The organism is Streptomyces sp. NBC_00212 (genome assembly GCF_045206365.1).
Taxonomy (GTDB): domain Bacteria; phylum Actinomycetota; class Actinomycetes; order Streptomycetales; family Streptomycetaceae; genus Streptomyces.
The window spans coordinates 3,963,981-3,979,823 of record NZ_CP108115.1 but is presented as its reverse complement, the minus strand read 5'-3'; the positions used below and the strand labels follow the sequence as shown (position 1 = coordinate 3,979,823).

General features: G+C 66.6%; 19 protein-coding genes. 14 read left to right on the top strand and 5 right to left on the bottom strand.

Annotated elements, in window-relative coordinates; translation table 11 throughout:
- The first annotated feature begins 2 nt into the window (after positions 1-2).
- The 13 genes from OHA17_RS18160 to OHA17_RS18100 all read left to right on the top strand — a co-directional run bounded on the left by OHA17_RS18160 (position 3) and on the right by OHA17_RS18100 (position 12,184).
- Positions 3-278 carry a MoaD/ThiS family protein gene (locus OHA17_RS18160; RefSeq protein WP_189965133.1) on the top strand — a complete coding sequence of 92 codons (276 nt, stop codon included), beginning with the start codon at positions 3-5 and terminating at the stop codon, positions 276-278.
- Positions 279-724: 446 nt separating this feature from the next.
- The gene (locus OHA17_RS18155; protein WP_005315736.1) at positions 725-928 is read left to right on the top strand and encodes a cold-shock protein; all 204 of its coding nucleotides are present in this window, start codon (positions 725-727) and stop codon (positions 926-928) included.
- Positions 929-1,634: 706 nt separating this feature from the next.
- Positions 1,635-3,260: a chaperonin GroEL gene (gene groL / locus OHA17_RS18150; RefSeq protein WP_053728151.1), complete on the top strand. Its 1,626-nt coding sequence runs from the start codon at positions 1,635-1,637 to the stop codon at positions 3,258-3,260.
- A gap of 226 nt (positions 3,261-3,486) precedes the next feature.
- The gene (locus tag OHA17_RS18145; protein ID WP_406507483.1) at positions 3,487-4,065 is read left to right on the top strand and encodes a hypothetical protein; all 579 of its coding nucleotides are present in this window, start codon (positions 3,487-3,489) and stop codon (positions 4,063-4,065) included.
- On the top strand, positions 4,065-5,609 hold the full coding sequence (locus tag OHA17_RS18140) for a translation initiation factor IF-2 (RefSeq protein WP_406507482.1): 1,545 nt from the start codon (positions 4,065-4,067) through the stop codon (positions 5,607-5,609). Before OHA17_RS18145 ends, OHA17_RS18140 begins: the two co-directional genes overlap by 1 nt.
- A 164-nt stretch (positions 5,610-5,773) precedes the next feature.
- On the top strand, positions 5,774-6,949 hold the full coding sequence (mycP, locus tag OHA17_RS18135) for a type VII secretion-associated serine protease mycosin (RefSeq protein WP_406507481.1): 1,176 nt from the start codon (positions 5,774-5,776) through the stop codon (positions 6,947-6,949).
- Between the two features lies 1 nt (position 6,950).
- Positions 6,951-7,376, top strand: a complete 426-nt coding sequence (locus OHA17_RS18130) for a hypothetical protein (protein WP_406507480.1) — start codon at positions 6,951-6,953, stop codon at positions 7,374-7,376.
- Positions 7,377-7,391: 15 nt separating this feature from the next.
- The gene (locus tag OHA17_RS18125; RefSeq protein WP_406507479.1) at positions 7,392-7,688 is read left to right on the top strand and encodes a hypothetical protein; all 297 of its coding nucleotides are present in this window, start codon (positions 7,392-7,394) and stop codon (positions 7,686-7,688) included.
- A gap of 143 nt (positions 7,689-7,831) precedes the next feature.
- Positions 7,832-9,181, top strand: a complete 1,350-nt coding sequence (locus OHA17_RS18120; RefSeq protein WP_406507478.1) for a hypothetical protein — start codon at positions 7,832-7,834, stop codon at positions 9,179-9,181.
- A 29-nt stretch (positions 9,182-9,210) separates the two neighbouring features.
- Positions 9,211-9,693 (top strand): hypothetical protein, encoded by a 483-nt coding sequence (locus OHA17_RS18115; RefSeq protein WP_406507477.1) that lies wholly within the window; start codon positions 9,211-9,213, stop codon positions 9,691-9,693.
- 61 nt (positions 9,694-9,754) lie between these two features.
- Complete coding sequence (locus OHA17_RS18110) at positions 9,755-10,096, top strand: hypothetical protein (RefSeq protein ID WP_406507476.1); 342 nt, start codon at positions 9,755-9,757, stop codon at positions 10,094-10,096.
- A 272-nt stretch (positions 10,097-10,368) separates the two neighbouring features.
- Positions 10,369-11,115 carry a DUF4097 family beta strand repeat-containing protein gene (locus tag OHA17_RS18105; RefSeq protein WP_406507475.1) on the top strand — a complete coding sequence of 249 codons (747 nt, stop codon included), beginning with the start codon at positions 10,369-10,371 and terminating at the stop codon, positions 11,113-11,115.
- Between the two features lie 136 nt (positions 11,116-11,251).
- Positions 11,252-12,184 (top strand): alpha/beta hydrolase, encoded by a 933-nt coding sequence (locus tag OHA17_RS18100; protein WP_406507474.1) that lies wholly within the window; start codon positions 11,252-11,254, stop codon positions 12,182-12,184.
- A gap of 24 nt (positions 12,185-12,208) precedes the next feature.
- Here the strand turns inward: OHA17_RS18100 and OHA17_RS18095 are convergent, their stop codons facing one another.
- The 5 genes from OHA17_RS18095 to OHA17_RS18075 all read right to left on the bottom strand — a co-directional run bounded on the left by OHA17_RS18095 (position 12,209) and on the right by OHA17_RS18075 (position 15,385).
- A complete protein-coding gene (locus tag OHA17_RS18095; protein WP_406507473.1) occupies positions 12,209-12,787 on the bottom strand; it encodes a Uma2 family endonuclease in 579 nt (192 codons plus the stop codon).
- 56 nt (positions 12,788-12,843) lie between these two features.
- Complete coding sequence (locus OHA17_RS18090; RefSeq protein WP_406507472.1) at positions 12,844-13,764, bottom strand: hypothetical protein; 921 nt, start codon at positions 13,762-13,764, stop codon at positions 12,844-12,846.
- Between the two features lie 385 nt (positions 13,765-14,149).
- Positions 14,150-14,305 carry a hypothetical protein gene (locus OHA17_RS18085; RefSeq protein WP_406507471.1) on the bottom strand — a complete coding sequence of 52 codons (156 nt, stop codon included), beginning with the start codon at positions 14,303-14,305 and terminating at the stop codon, positions 14,150-14,152.
- The gene (locus OHA17_RS18080) at positions 14,302-14,562 is read right to left on the bottom strand and encodes a DUF397 domain-containing protein (protein ID WP_406507470.1); all 261 of its coding nucleotides are present in this window, start codon (positions 14,560-14,562) and stop codon (positions 14,302-14,304) included. Before OHA17_RS18080 ends, OHA17_RS18085 begins: the two co-directional genes overlap by 4 nt.
- Positions 14,546-15,385 (bottom strand): Scr1 family TA system antitoxin-like transcriptional regulator, encoded by an 840-nt coding sequence (locus tag OHA17_RS18075; protein ID WP_406507469.1) that lies wholly within the window; start codon positions 15,383-15,385, stop codon positions 14,546-14,548. The genes OHA17_RS18080 and OHA17_RS18075 overlap by 17 nt, the downstream gene beginning before the upstream one ends.
- A 115-nt stretch (positions 15,386-15,500) precedes the next feature.
- Between OHA17_RS18075 and OHA17_RS18070 the strand changes: the two genes are divergently transcribed.
- Positions 15,501-15,791 (top strand): hypothetical protein, encoded by a 291-nt coding sequence (locus OHA17_RS18070; protein ID WP_406507468.1) that lies wholly within the window; start codon positions 15,501-15,503, stop codon positions 15,789-15,791.
- Positions 15,792-15,843 lie beyond the last annotated feature (52 nt).

The window sequence follows — 15,843 nt, the reverse complement described above, 5'->3', positions numbered from 1 at the left end:
CCATGAGCGTGAACGTCCGCATCCCCACGATTCTCCGCACCTACACCGGTGGCCAGGCCGAGGTCGCCGCCGAGGGAGCCACCCTCGCCGAGGTCATCGCCGACCTGGAGAAGAACCACACCGGCATCGCCGCGCGCGTCCTGGACGACCAGGGCAAGCTGCGCCGCTTCGTCAACGTGTACGTCAACGACGACGACGTGCGCTTCGAGCAGGGCCTCCAGACGGCCACGCCCGAGGGCGCCGGCGTCTCGATCATCCCGGCGGTCGCGGGCGGCTGATCCGCCGTCTTCAACCGCCGTCTTCAACCGCGCGTTTAACTTCATCCGTACCCAGAGTTGAACCCAGAGTTGCCCTCTCCGCACGAGAAGCGGAGGGGGCAATTCAACATGGTTGAGCGGGGTACAGTTGGGGAAGCCCCTTCGCTTCGAATGCCAAGTGCATATGAGAACGCGACAACATGAGGTCAAAGTGTGTGTGTCCTTTGTGCCTTAAGTGCGCTTTGCCCGGCCCGACTTGCCCCGGAATGTTGAATTCACGGCATTCCGCTCTCCGAGTGTGCCCGGAATTCTCGTCCGATTGACCTGTTGCAGAGGGCAGTTGGGCAGATACATTCAGCCGCGGTCGACGCGTTCCGGCGCACACCCTCTCCTGTCGGAGGGTGGAGGTCTGACCCGGGTCCGCGAAGTGTGGTCCCGTGCAAGGGCCAGTAATAGGGGAGTTAGGCATGGCTCAGGGCACCGTCAAGTGGTTCAACGCGGAGAAGGGGTACGGCTTCATCGCGGTCGACGGTGGTGCGGATGTTTTCGTCCACTACAGTGCGATCCAGATGGACGGTTACCGCACCCTTGAAGAAGGTCAGCGAGTCGAGTTCGAGATCTCGCAGGGCCAGAAGGGTCCGCAGGCGGACATGGTCAAGCTCGCCGTCTGATCTCGGCGCGATCGGCCACCGACGCACTCACGCGTGAAGGGGGCTGCCCAAAAGGGTGGCCCCCTTCACGCGTTCCTGCATCCCCCCGTGGCCGCTGCCCGGTGGTTCCCTGCTGGGGCTCCGCCCCAGACCCCGTTCGCGCCTTAAGGGCGCTCGTCCTCAAACGCCGGACGGGCTGGGGATGCCGGTGCCGGCCAGCATCGAGCTTTTAGGGGCGCGGGGCTGTGACACGTGCGGCTCCGCCGCGTGGGCGCGACCAAGGGGATGCCGGGTGCCCTACAGGGGCGCGGGGAACTGCGCGACCAGCCACGCACGACCCGCAGGTCGAAGGGGGTTAAGGGGCGCGAGGCTGCGACATTGTGCGGCTCCGCCGCGTGGGCGCGACCAGCCACGTACGACCCGCGGACGAAACGGACGGCCCTCCGCAGGAGCCGGGGTGTGGGGGCGGAGCCCCCGCCGGCGCCGGGGGACGGGACAGCACCGGTAAGTGGAGGGGTCCGGTTCAAGAGACTCGCTTGCACTCGCAGGTGCCGAGTGCTAATCATTGGGCTTAGCACTCTCCCAGTGAGAGTGACAGAACTTGGATCGGGTCAGTGAGGCCCGCAGACCGCGTGGGGCAAGGAACCACAAGGGCTGCAGGCCGTCCGTCGCGGGCGCCGGCGCGATCCACGAAGAACGCCACCCCTGTCCGGGAGGACCACTTCACATGGCCAAGATCATCGCGTTCGACGAGGAGGCACGGCGCGGTCTCGAGCGCGGGATGAACCAGCTCGCCGACGCCGTCAAGGTCACCCTCGGCCCCAAGGGCCGCAACGTCGTCCTCGAGAAGAAGTGGGGCGCCCCCACGATCACCAACGATGGTGTTTCCATCGCCAAGGAGATCGAGCTCGAGGACCCGTACGAGAAGATCGGCGCCGAGCTGGTCAAGGAAGTCGCCAAGAAGACGGACGACGTCGCCGGTGACGGTACGACCACCGCGACCGTCCTGGCCCAGGCCCTGGTGCGCGAGGGTCTGCGCAACGTGGCCGCCGGCGCCAACCCGATGGCCCTGAAGCGCGGCATCGAGAAGGCCGTCGAGGCCGTCTCCGCCGCCCTCCTTGAGCAGGCCAAGGATGTCGAGACCAAGGAGCAGATCGCTTCTACGGCCTCCATCTCCGCCGCCGACACCCAGATCGGCGAGCTCATCGCCGAGGCCATGGACAAGGTCGGCAAGGAAGGCGTCATCACCGTCGAGGAGTCGCAGACCTTCGGTCTTGAGCTTGAGCTCACCGAGGGCATGCGCTTCGACAAGGGCTACATCTCGGCGTACTTCGCCACCGACATGGAGCGTATGGAGGCGTCGCTCGACGACCCGTACATCCTGATCGTCAACTCGAAGATCAGCTCGGTCAAGGACCTGCTGCCGCTCCTTGAGAAGGTCATGCAGTCCGGCAAGCCGCTGCTGATCATCGCCGAGGACGTCGAGGGCGAGGCCCTGTCGACCCTGGTCGTCAACAAGATCCGTGGCACCTTCAAGTCCGTCGCCGTCAAGGCCCCGGGCTTCGGTGACCGCCGCAAGGCCATGCTCGGTGACATCGCCATCCTCACGGGCGGCACGGTCATCTCCGAGGAGGTCGGCCTCAAGCTGGAGAACGCCGGTCTCGACCTGCTCGGCCGCGCCCGCAAGGTCGTCATCACCAAGGACGAGACGACGATCGTCGACGGCTCCGGTGACAGCGACCAGGTCCAGGGCCGCGTCAACCAGATCCGCGCCGAGATCGAGAACTCGGACAGCGACTACGACCGCGAGAAGCTGCAGGAGCGCCTGGCGAAGCTCGCCGGCGGTGTTGCGGTCATCAAGGCCGGTGCCGCGACCGAGGTCGAGCTCAAGGAGCGCAAGCACCGCATCGAGGACGCCGTTCGCAACGCGAAGGCGGCCGTCGAGGAGGGCATCGTCGCCGGTGGTGGCGTGGCCCTGCTCCAGGCCTCCGCGGTGTTCGAGAAGCTTGAGCTCGAAGGTGACGAGGCGACCGGCGCCAATGCCGTGAAGCTCGCCCTTGAGGCCCCGCTGAAGCAGATCGCCGTCAACGGTGGTCTCGAAGGCGGCGTCGTCGTGGAGAAGGTGCGCAACCTGGCCGTCGGCCACGGTCTGAACGCCGCCACGGGCGAGTACGTCGACATGATCGCCGAAGGCATCATCGACCCGGCGAAGGTGACGCGCTCTGCCCTGCAGAACGCCGCCTCCATCGCCGCGCTGTTCCTGACCACCGAGGCCGTCATCGCCGACAAGCCGGAGAAGGCCGCTGCCGGCGGCGCTCCGGGCGGCATGCCGGGCGGTGACATGGACTTCTGAGCCCCGGCTCGGTAGCTCCTGGCAGTACGCCGAGGGCGGCATCCCCATCACGGGGGTGCCGCCCTCGGGCGTTTCCCGAACCAGACCGCGAGCGAGCGGTTATGTCGATCCGTACCCCACATTGGCCTGTTTCCGCCGCTCTTTGCGAGGGGACGCCTGGGAACCGCAACTACCGATAGTTAGAGTTGCGTTGCAGGTGAGAACAGTGCTGTACGGGGAGGGTGTTTTGCCACCAAACGGGGGTGGGGCGGCGGCGGAGTCGTCGTCTTGGCCGTTCAACGCGCTCGGCGTGGCGCAGGCGGCCGCGGGGGACGTGGTCACCGAGCTGACGTCGTTCACGAAGTTCCAGCAGCGCGTGGATGAACTGATCCGGAACCTCAAGGGCTCTCCGGCCGGACCGGGCGAGGTGGGCCAAGAGCGGCTCGCCCGCGACCAGTTCGGGGGCGGGGGCGGCGCGTTCGCCGAAGCCTCGGGTCTGTTCACCTCGTACGAGACGGTGATCGCCGAGTTGGAGAGCCTGTCCAAGTTGCTGTCGGACTCCATCGAGGGCATGGGCATCGCGGTGCTGGCTTCACACAAGGGCTACCAGAACATCGACGCGGAGATCCGCCAGCGCATGGCGGCGATCGCCGTGGAGACCAAGAAGCACTACGGCGGCGACTACGACCCCGGACATGCCAAGCCGGAGACGCATCCGGAAAGCGGTGCGAACCAGCCGAACCAGCCGAACCAGCCGAACCAGCCGAGCCAGCCGGACAAGCCGAGCCAGTCGCCCTCGGGCGGCGACGCCGGAGGGACGATCTGATGGGCGGCAAGGGGAACGCCGGTGGCAGCACGCCGTTCGAGGGCATGAGCCACGAAGCCATGCTGGCCTGGCTGGACCAGGCGAACAGCGGCACCGTGCAGGGGGCCGCCGACCGGCTGGCGGCGGCGGCCAAGGAGATCCGGAAGATCGCGGACGACCTGAAGGTCCGCCCGCAGTGGGTGGAGTGGAAGGGCGCGGGCGCGGACGCGTTCCGCACCTGGAGCGCGGACCTGGCCAACGCCACGCTGAGACTGGGCGACTTCAGCGAGGGCTCGTCGACATGGCTGGGCCACGCCTCCGACGCGATCGCCTCGGCCCAGGTCGCCATCCCCCGCGACCAGGCGGGCGCACAAGGAAACCTGGACGCGGCCCAGAAGGCGCACAACGACCCGGACGCGGCGGCAATAAGCAAGAAGTCGGCGGGCGAGCTGGCGGCACTGGCGGCGGACAAGGAGAAGGTGCGTCAGGAGGCCGTCGCACAGATGCGGAAGCTGGGGCAGGCGTACCAGCAGTCTGCGACGCAGATGAATGGCTTGGAGCGGCCTAAGTTTCCGCCGCCGCCGCAGGCGATCGCGCCGGAAGCGTATGACTCGCACAACGGCAGCGTGTACGAGCCGGACGCCAGTGGTACGGCTGCGGGTGCTTCCTCGCGCGGGCGCATCTCCCTGGAGCACCCGGCGCAGGCCCAAGCTTCTGCTTCTGGCGCCCCCGGCCCTGGCCCTGGAGCCCGTACGGATCTCGTCTCCCCTGCGCACCCCGCATCGGGGGACGCTCAGCAGCCCGCGAAGCTGGACATCGACTCGGTGGCCACGTTGCCGCAGACAGCACCGACACCGAGCCCTGCCGGGAGCATGCCGAGCCCGGCTCCGACCAACAGCGGTGACTTGTCGGTAGTACGCATGCCGCCGTCGGCTCTCGGCGGCGGGCTGAGCGTGCCTCCAGGCCCAACGGGCCCGGGGCGGCCTGTGGCTGGGGAGAGTCCTCTGACGCAACCTGGGCAGACCGGGTCTGGGCGCAGCCCTGTTCGCATGCCGGACAGCAGCCCCGGCATCACCGGCGGTCGTCCCGTGCCCGCACCTTCGGGTCGACCAGGTGGCAGCATCCCCAGGGGAACCGTCGTGGGGGCCGGGGAAGCAGCAGGCCACGGTGCAGCGGGGCCTGCCACAGGAGCAGGCCCCGCCGGGCAGATGACGGGTCGGCCAGCAGCGGGTTTTGGCCCGACGGGAGCGGCGTCCGGCAGGCCAGGAGCGGCTCCTGGCCGCCGTTTTCCGTACGCGAGTGGCGGGGTGAGCGGCGGCAGCGCGCAGCAGTCGGGGCGAGCCGGCGGTCCCTCTTCCGCGTCGGCAGGTGCCGGTGCGGAGCGAGGAGGCATCTCGGGCGGGAGGCCGGTTGGTGCGGCTCCGGGCGGTGCCCGTGGTGGCACGACACCCCGGGACTCCCAAAAGGCGCGCCCACGGCGTGAAGGGGCCGCCGGCTACCTCACCGAGGACGAAGAGACGTGGCGGCAGGGCGCCGGGCGTGCTGTGCCGCCGGTCATCGACTGATGCGTTCAGGAAAGGCGCGAGGGAATCCCATGCCAAGGAGCAGTGTTGGGCGCAGGCGCGGGCCCGCTGCGGTGTCGGCGTTGTGCGGCCTGTTGCTGGTGGGTGCCGCGGCCGTACCGGCCCGGGCGGAGTCGACACGCGAGAAGCAGTGGTTTCTCGATGCCATGAAGGCCGACGAGATGTGGCGGACCAGCACGGGCAAAGGCATCACTGTCGCCGTGATCGACACAGGCGTCGACCCGAGCATTCCTGATCTGGCCGGGCAAGTTCTGCCGGGTAAGGACCTCTCAGAGGGCCAGCCGGGGGACGAGCACACAGACTATCTGGGTCACGGCACCGGCATGGCCGGGCTGATCGCGGGAACGGGAGCTGCCCATGGCGGAAGCGGTGCTTTCGGCCTGGCCCCAGGCGCAAAGATCCTCCCGATCCGCATGCCCAAGGCGGGTACTGCCGCCAACCAGGCCGAAGGAAACAAGCGCTTCAATGGGGTTGCTCCCCAGGCGATCCGCTACGCAGCTGACCAGAACGCCAAGGTCATCAACATTTCCATGGGCGTAAGTGAAGGCTCGCCACAGCTCACCGAGGCAGTGAAATACGCATTGGACAAAGGCTCGTTGGTCTTCGCGTCCGTGGGGAACAGCGGCAATGTGGACAATGAAGTCGACTACCCCGGCGCCACACCAGGTGTGGTCGGAGTGTCTGCGGTGGGCCGGGACCTTCGCAAGACCGCCGAGTCTGAATACGGCCCCCAGGTTGATCTGGCCGCGCCCGGCGACGACATGGTGCACGCCTGCAAGAGCGAGACCAACTTGTGCAGATCACACGGCACAAGCGACGCCACCGCCCTAGCCTCCGCCTCCGCCGCCCTGATCTGGTCCAAGCACCCGAACTGGACCAACAACCAGGTCCTGCGGGTCATGCTCAACACAGTCGGCGCCCCCACAGATGGCGCCAAGCGCAACGATTCGATCGGCTACGGGATCGTCCGCCCCCGCGTCGCCCTGGAAAACCCCGGTGACCCCGGCCCCGCCGATGTATACCCCCTGCCCGATCTCACCCCGCCAGCTGCGCCCCCCGCGTCGAAGCCCAAGGGGAGCTCCACCGAGAGCCCCGCCGGGCACGAGGCGCCCCCGGCGGCAGAAGGCAGCGAAAGCAAGGCATCAACTTACGCACTGCCCCTGGGAATTGGCGCCTTGGCGCTCACCGGCACGCTCCTCGGCCTCTGGTTCCTTCGCGCCCGTCGCCGCCGAGCGGCAGCCGCCCGGGCTCAAGTCGCCGCACAGAGCCAGGGGTTGGGGTGGCCGGGGCATGAAGGCGCCGATCGTACGAGGAGTTTCTGAGATGGCATGGGATGAGTGGGAGCAGTTAAAAACCGACGCGGTGGTGCGGCGTCAGAATCAGATGCGGCTGGACGGTGCGGGCGGTGGCGCAAGCGGCGGCGCGGACGGTCTGAGGACGAATGGCTCGGGGAAAGCGGCGGCGGTCAAGGCGTTGCGGGAAATACGGCACGAGACGGACAAGGCCGGTCGCCAAACCGAAGAGGGCTCGGCATCGGTCTCCCGGGCGTTCTCGGTCTGGGCGTTCGGTTCTGCGTTGGGGGACGCGCAGAACGAATGGGACCAGCAGGTCGAGAACTTGAAGGGCCGTCTGGCAACTGATCAGGCGGCACTGGAGCAGACCAAGCAGGACTTCAAGTACATCGACCACGGAGTGAAGAGCCGGGTCGCGCAGATACACACCGCGCCTGTCCCGCGGCACGAGGTCTAGGAGACGGGGACGAGCATGCTCACATATCAGGATGTGGTCACTGCCCGCATAGGTGCGCTGACGGATCTTGCCCAGGGCTGGGACGACATGGCCGACCAGTTCACCAGACCGGAGAGCCTGTACAAGGCCCAGGTGGAACGCGTCGCGAAGGACGGGGGCTGGGTCGGCGAAAGCGCCGACGCGGCTGCGGGGCAATTTGCCGCGACGCGGAAGCAGTTCGCCGATGCCCAGGTGGAAGCGCATGGCCAGTTCGCCCAGCGGATCAGCCACGTGCAGGATCTCGTCGAGCAGGCGCAGCGGACAAGACCCTGAAGCTGTCCAACAAGATCGACGATCTCGCGTACTTCGATGACACGAAACACAAGGACGCGTACCTGCGTATCAATGGCGGTCTGTCCGACTCGCTGGCGACCGCGACGCGTGTCCCGGAGTTCAAGGACGCCTCCGGCAAGCGATTGCAGTTCGGGACATCGGCATACAACCTTGAGTTCGGCTTCTGGCAGAACAGCAAAGATGCACAGTTCTATAACCGGTGGCGCGATGCGCTGCGGGAGCATGGCGATGACGAGTATGGCCTCGAAGTAGCGCACGACCAGGTGAAGGTGGGGCCAGGGCAGGGTCAGAAAGTACGGGGATATCAGAGCCTGGCCACCCTGATGCAGCAAGGCCACGGATACTCGCCGCAGTTCGTTGCAGACGTTACCGACGACATGATCGCAATGGAGAAGAAGGATCCGAACGTCTGGGATCTGTATGGTCATTTCGATAACAAGAATGGTGGCGGTTGGTTCGCGAACGACCCCGTCGATGCCGCGCTCGGCGTTATGTCTCACGACGCGGAAGGCGCTGCTGGGTACCTCGACCCGGGCACGGAAGATGGTAAGAAGCGCTTTGACTATCTGCTGGGCCACGGTGAAGGCAGCCGCGATTGGGATGTCATTAACACCAGTAATTGGGACAGCCAAGGCGCGAAGGCTGAAACACATGGTCCCGATATACCCGACGTCGACAACCGCAAAGGCTTGGGGGATGCCTTGACCGCAGGGGCAACCGGCATCGATCCCTCCGGGCCGCCCCACGCTCTCACAACTCATTCGGGTGTCAACAATCGTATATTCGAGCACTCGCTGGATTTTTTGTCCAAACAGGGCAATGATGTGCCGGCCTCCCTTCGGGATGACTTGGCAAAGATCATGACCAACTATGGGGATAAGGTGTACGCCACGATGAGTGACCCAAGTGGGCATACGCCACTAAATCAGGGGCAGGTCATGGAGATGACTAAACAAATCTCCAGGAGTGAGGAATCCTATGGGATGCTCCATGAGGGTATGAACCATGCCATTGTCGGCAGTTTCTATGACCGAAGCAGAAGGCCGGAAGACACGCTGGATGCGGCGGGATATGCGATTGGGTTCATGGAGGAGGGGCGCTATAACGCTCTCAAGGGTGACCAACATGACTACACATGGGACAAGGCCTGGAGCTACCACGCTTCGGGGGCGATACTTAACTTCATTCCCGGAATTGGTGACATCGCACAGCGCGGCGCCGACGCAGTCACCAGCGCATGGATCATGGACGAGCAGAAGCACCAGGCAGACAAATTGACCAACGACAACCAGCAGACATACACAATGCGACAGTACCAGCTCAATGCGCTCGCGGATCAGTGGTACAAAGTTAATTCGACCTGGGCGACTGGCGAGACCGGTTATTCGGCAAGTGAGGGGATTTACAAGAAGATAGCGGCGGCCGCCGACCATGGAAACTCCATGGCAGACGGTATTGCGGGAACTCATTGATGAGAACCGCATATAAAACCCTACTGGCTGTGGTCGCCCTTGTGCTGGTGGTGTCAGGATGTAGCAAGGGTATCGACATGCCGAAATCATTCTGCGACGTTGCGGTGCGGGGTGACTCCCTGGCCCCGCTGTTGCCCAGTGAGGGGGAAGTGGCGGTGTCGAAGGGTGAACTGCGCGACGTAATCTGTAATCTGAGCGTCGACGGAATTCAAACTCTAAACGTCCGGATCTCCAAGATTGATAAGCAATTGCCAGCCGAGGATTGGGCGAATGCGATTTCAGAGTTCGCGCAGGCTGGCCGCCGTAGGACGGCCTTCCCGGGGATCGCCGTAATTGGAGCGAATGGAGCCCTCATTACGGCTAATTGTGGATCACCTGCCGCCTATGTGCAATTTGATGTTAAATTGACTGGTAAGCAGGTCCAAAGTTCCGAAGCAGGGGCAAAGAAGGTCCAAGCGTTCCTTGAGGACTTTGTACCCAACGTTACGAAGAAGCTTGGCTGTACGGGGTGATGGTCGGAGAATTCAATGCCGCGGGATTGACTCGCCTGCGTACGAGGCTGTGGCTGACGGCGTGGCGCCCATCGAGCAGTGCCGCCTGGTCGGACCGGATGGTGGGCGGACCCTCAAGATCTCCGCGTACTACGGCCCGTACCAGCAGTCCCCCCGGGATCCCCAGGGCAACCCGTTCTTGTACCTCGGGCCTCGGGGCAACGAGGACGGCTCAGCATGGACGACCGCGTCCTGCCCGACGGGTGAGGCGCTGTTCACCGTCGAAGCACTCTCCTCCGCAGACCACGACCGCGCAGCGGTCCGCAAGGCTCTGAGCACCTTCGCCGCGGAGTCGGCCAAGCGGCACGGCTGTGCAACGCCTGCCGAACCGGTCAGTGATGACGACCGAACCTGGAGGGGATGAGTTCTATGCGAGCCGCCGCCGCTCTCACCCGCTGAGAGGGAGAGCGGCGGTGCGGTGACATGGACTTCTGAGCCCCCGCTCTGCGCTGTCCCGAACCCTGGAGGTACGGAGAATACGAAGGTCAAAAGTAGTGCTGGCTCCATGGTGCGGGGCCTGTGGGGCGGGCAGAATTTGTGATTGGACGGGGGCGCGGACCGGCCCAACCGGCAAGTAAACGACGCCCATGACGCAGACGCACATGACGCCACATGACGCACCATCGGGGGAGTTCCATGAGCACCACACGACTGCGGATCCGCACCATCGCGGCCGTGAGCCTCACCGCCCTGGCGGTCGGCGCGCTGGGTGCGTGCGGGCCGCTGGACGACAAGACGTTCAAGGACGACGCGACCGTCAAGGACAAGATCACCGCAGTACGGATCGACGGTAACTCGGACGGCTTCCGCATACGCGGCAAAAAGGGCCTCACCAAGGCGGCCGTGCACCGGGAGGTCAACTACCGGGGCAAGTCCAAGCCGGAGGGCACCACTTACCGGGTCGAGAACGGCGTGCTGGTGCTCGGGGGTTGCTCCGGCCACTGCTCGGTGGACTACACGGTGGACGTCCCCGCCGGCATCCCGGTCACGGGCTCGACCGAAGCGGGCGCGCTGAGCCTGTCGTCGGTCGGCGAGGTGAAGGTGTCCACGACCGACGGCGGGGTGAAGGTGCACGACGCCACGGGTCCGGTCGACATCCGCACCACCAACGGCTCGATCGACGCCAACGGCCTGAAGGGCACGGCCACTACGGCCCGAGCGTCCAACGGCTCGATCTCCCTGACCCCGGCCACGGTGCAGAACGTCTCGGCCCAGACCACCAACGGCAGCATCACGCTGACCGCCCCGTCCGCCCAGTACCAGGTCGCGGCCCAGACCCAGAGCGGCCACAAGAAGCTCGGCATACCCGATACCGCGTCCGCCGCCCACCACCTGAACCTGACCACGAGCAACGGCGACATATCGGTGAAGTCCGCCAAGTAGGCATCAAGTAGCCGCCAAGGCGCCGCCAAGTGGTCTACATGGCACGGCACTTGGACCTTCGGGCCAGTGAGCGTGATGGCCTTCACGCGGAAACGGTGACAGGGGGTTGTCGCGGACGGCTGCGACTGTCGATGGCATGACGATCACAGATGAGGACTGCCTCCCCGAGACCTTGGCGTTCAACGAGCAATTCGAGGCCGCGGCCGCGAGCCGTCCAGCTCGCGGGCAGGCGCCGAGTGCAGCCGCGCTGGCGCTCCTGCGGCGCAACCGGCTCGGCGGCGACGCGCCACCGGTACGGCTGCCGTACGGCCAAGACCGTGTCATTGAGGGCGGAGTGAAGGTACGGGTCTTCGTGCCCGACCAGGTCGACGGGGTGTATCTGCACATCCACGGAGGGGGGTGGGCGTTCGGGTCTGCGGACGGGCAGGACGAGCGGCTCTGGCGGCTCGCCGAGGAGGCGCGGCTGGCCGTGGTGAGCGTGGACTACCGTCTCGCGCCGGAGCACCCGTTCCCTGCCGGGCCCGACGATTGCGAAGCCGCTGCCCGGTGGCTGGTGAACTACGCTGCGGCCGAGTTCGGTACCAAACGGCTGCTGATCGGAGGTGAATCGGCCGGTGCCCACCTCAGCGTCGTGACGCTGCTGCGCCTGCGCGACCGGCACGGCATGGCGGGCGCGTTCCGGGCGGCGCATCTGCTCTTCGGCCCCTACGACCTGTCGATGACACCGAGCCAGCGATCATTTGGCGCGAGGCGGCTGTTGAGCAATACCGACTCGCTTCGGGGCAGCTATGAGCTGTTCACGCCAGGGATGGGGGAGGAGCAGCGCCGCAGAGCGGAGGTCTCGCCCCTGTTCGCGGACTTGGCGGGGCTGCCGCCCGCCCGGATCGTCGTCGGCACCGAGGATCCGCTGCTGGACGACTCACTGTTCCTTGCCGCACGGTGGGAGGCGGCGGGCGCGCCGGTGCAGCTGGGTGTTGTCGCCGGCGCGATGCACGGCTTCACCCTGTTCCCTCTGACCATCACCGAGCGGGAACTGCGCCGTGAGCGGGACTTCCTGGCCTCGGCGTGACGGTGGCGTCAGCGGTATGGACCTCTAGAGCGCGTAGTCCTTCAGCTTCTCGGTTTCCAGGGTGATGTTCACCGGGTGGGGTAGTTGGACGGTCGCGCCGTAGGGGTGGGAGACGGTCTGCGTGTACGTGTTTCCGCGCGGGTCGCTGTGGACGACGAGGGTGTTGGCGTCGCGGTCGATGAGGAGGTAAACGGGAAGACCGGCCTCGGCGTAGCCGTCGCGCTTTTCGACGCGGTCGCGGCGGTCCGTGCCGGAGTCGTGGGAGGTGACCTCCACGACCATGAGGACGCCGGCGGGGTCAGCCCATTCGCCCTGCCCGGCGAAATGGCCCACCGGTCCGAGTGAGCCGTGCGGCTTGGCGCGGCCCTTGCGGTACGCCCCGACTTTCAGGCCCTGCTCGGGGTGCAGGTCCAGGTCGGGTCGGGCCTGCATGCACTGACGGAGCAGCCACATGAAGATGGTGACGTGGTCGCCGTCCGGCACGGGCTTGACCTCTAGCTTTCCGTTGATGAACTCAAGAGTCACCGTCTCGGGAGCGTGGCGAGCGAGCTCCTCGAAGTCCTCGACGGACATCTGGGGGTGCTCGGCTGTGCTGGGGGTCATGGCGTCGCCTCCTCCCCTACATCGTGCCCCGCCACGTGCGCGAATGGGCTGCATGGTCACGCGGGAGTCCTCTCGGCCCGGCGCGTCGCTGCCGCGCGGGCTTCTGCGGCGTGGGCGCGGACCTTTTCGGAGGGGAGTCGGGAGGCGGGTGGCCGGGGGGTGGGTTCGCCCCGGCACGGGCCGCATTCGCCGCCCAGCAGGGCCTCCGGGCGGCCCGGAGTGCCGCACTTCGCGCACTCCAGGACGCGCAAGGCAGGGCGTGCCGACGCACGCTCCGGGGGCAGCTTGCCGATGAGGCGGGTGCGGGTGAGGGCGGCGGCGCTGTAGACCGGGGTCGGGAGCCCGGTGGTCAGGGCGCGCAGTACGTCCTGGTCCGTCGCGCCGCGCTCGAACCAGGCCACCACCAGTGGCTCCAGGTCCGAGCAGTCCCGCGCGGAGAGGGAGAGCGCTGGTGCGGTACGTCCCAGGGCGGCCAGCAGGGTGAACGCCCGGCTGCAGGTGGGGTGTTGAGCGGTAACGGGCCCGGGGGAGGGGGAGGGCGGGGGCGGGGGCGGGGGCGGGGGTGAGGGGGACGCGTCGTCGACACACCCTCGGGTGAATTCCGCCCACCAAGCGTCGTCCCTCGCCGTCCGCGAGAACCAGGTGCGGGTCACCCAGCGCGCACTGTCTGAGCCGAGCAGGTGTTCCCGCCCCCGGCGCAAGTGGCCCGCGCTCACCAGGCGTTGGAGTGCGGTGCGCAAGGCGCACTGGCCGTACGGCAGCACCTTGGCCAGCGTTTTTACGGAGATGTCCGCGCCTTCCGGGAGCCGGTCGACGTATGCGGCGACGGCGGCCTCGCGGGGCGGAAGGTGCGAGAAGTCGTTGTTCGTGCGGGCCAGTTGGCCGGGTACGCACCGCTTTCCGTAGCCCGGGTTGGCCATCGGATGCGGGTCTGGGTGCGCGGCGGGGGGTACGGCACTAAAGTGGCTGTCAGCCATCGGATCGCCTGTTTCGATCGTGGTGGTCACACCGCCGGATCGCTCGTAACGATCTTGGCGTCGGCCCCCGGAGGTGTTTGCGCGCCCCGGGGGCTTTTTGTTGTCTCGGACGCTAAAGGGTCGTCACCCTCCGTGGCAAGTCGAACGCGGAAAGTACGAATTCTTTGTGCGGCGCGCCCAACTGGCAGGGAGGGCGGGTGGGTTGAGGCCCTCCGCCCATTCGATTTCAAACACGGCTCGCGGCTCGCCGCCTGAGCTCCGGGGTGTGCGCGACGCCCTGCCCGGGCCGCATGTATTGCCTGCATCGCCGAAGTTCGCCAAATAGCAGACGGGGCCCGGGGCTTGAGCGCCCGGACCCCTTACGCCTTCTACGCCTTTTACGCCTTCAGTGCGACGACCCCATCACCACGAGGCCGACGATTACCCCGATGGCCGTGACCACGATCAGTACGCGGCCCACCGGGTTCGCGGGGTTGTACTCGTACCGGTTGGTGCCGAACCCGCTCTTACGGAAAACGGGTTCGTCGTCCCGGTCCCTCACGCGCGTACGTCCTCCACGAACGCCGCCCAGGCTGCGGCCGGGAAGACCAGCACGGGGCCGTCCGGGTTCTTCGAATCCCGGACGGGGACGATGTGGGGGAAGTCGTCCGAGACTTCGAGGCAGTTCCCGCCGCTGCCGTCGCTGTACGTGGACTTGCGCCAGTGACCCACCTCCAGGCAGTTGCCGCCGTCCCCGCCGCTGTAGCTGGACTTGTGCCAACTTGCCTTGCTCAGGTCGTACTCAGGGCTGATCTTCATGGGCGTAATCCTCCGCCACTGATTCGATCAGGGCCAGGGATTGTTGTGGTGACAGTGCGCTGGCCCCAAGTAGATCGTATGCCAGTTCGTGGCGGGTGACGGTGGCTGGGTCGTCCTCCAGGCGCCCTGTTCCTGGGCCTTCGAAGTAGGCGAGCGGGGGTGCATCTTCAAACCCCATCAGTTTCAGTGCGCCGCCCATCGACGCATGCCCACCCGCCGAAAACGGCAGCACCTGCACGATGATCCGGTGCCGGATGCCGAGGGCTGCCACATGGGCCAGGGCTTCGGCCATCACCGCTGCTCCGCCCACCTCCCTGCGCAGTACTGCTTCATCAAGTACCGCCCACATCAAGGGCGTTGTTGGATCGGCCAGGAGGTGGGCGCGGTCCAGTCGGGCTGTCACCAGGTCGTCGATGACGGGGTCCGGGGCCGTGGGCTGGTAGGCGCGGAACACGGCCCGCGCGTAGGCCTCCGTTTGCAGCAGACCCGGGATGAGAAGCGGCGCGTACTCCCGAATCGTCGTCGCGACCGCCTCCGCCTCCGCTGCCTCGGCGAAGTGGTCCGGGTACTTGGACTTCGCGGCGGCGACGCAGTTGCGGGTGAAGAAGCCGTCCGTGCCCAGGATTTGGTCGATCTGGCGGGCGTATTCGAGGTGCATGCGGCGGGTGCCCGATTCGAGCTGGCCGATGAAGGAGCCGGAGACGAAGAGGGGCTGGCCGAGTTCGTCCTGGGTGAGGCCGGACTTTTCGCGGGCGAAGCGGAGTTCGGCGCCGAGGAAGGTGCGGGGGGAGGCGGACGGGTCGAGGTCCTTGGGGCCTGGCATGGGCAACTCCCTGGACATGCGGGGTTGTTGGGTCGCCGACAGTAGTCAGGCTAGCTGGATTCGGCCACGCTGGGTAAGGAAAGAAGGACACTCGGTATGCAGGAGGGCGAGGCAGATGGCGCTGACGGCTGTGGAGCGGGTACGGGCGGCGGAGAACGCCGTGGAGCAGTTGCGGGAGGAGCTGGCGCGGGCCGGGGTGGTGCTGCCGTCGCTGCGGATCGACCCACTGACCTGCTCGGGGCACGTCCTGTTCCCGCTGGTGGACCTGGGTCGCTGCAACCTGGACATGGCGCTGCGGCTGGTGGCCGTACTGTCCGGGGCGTACGGCCCGGAAGGGGCACCGCTGGGCAGCGGCACCCCTTCCGGCAATCCGCAACTGAGCTCCGTGACTGGGCTCCGTAACTGAGCGCGTAACCGAGCTCCGTGATTGGCATCCGTAACTCGCGGAATGTCAGGGC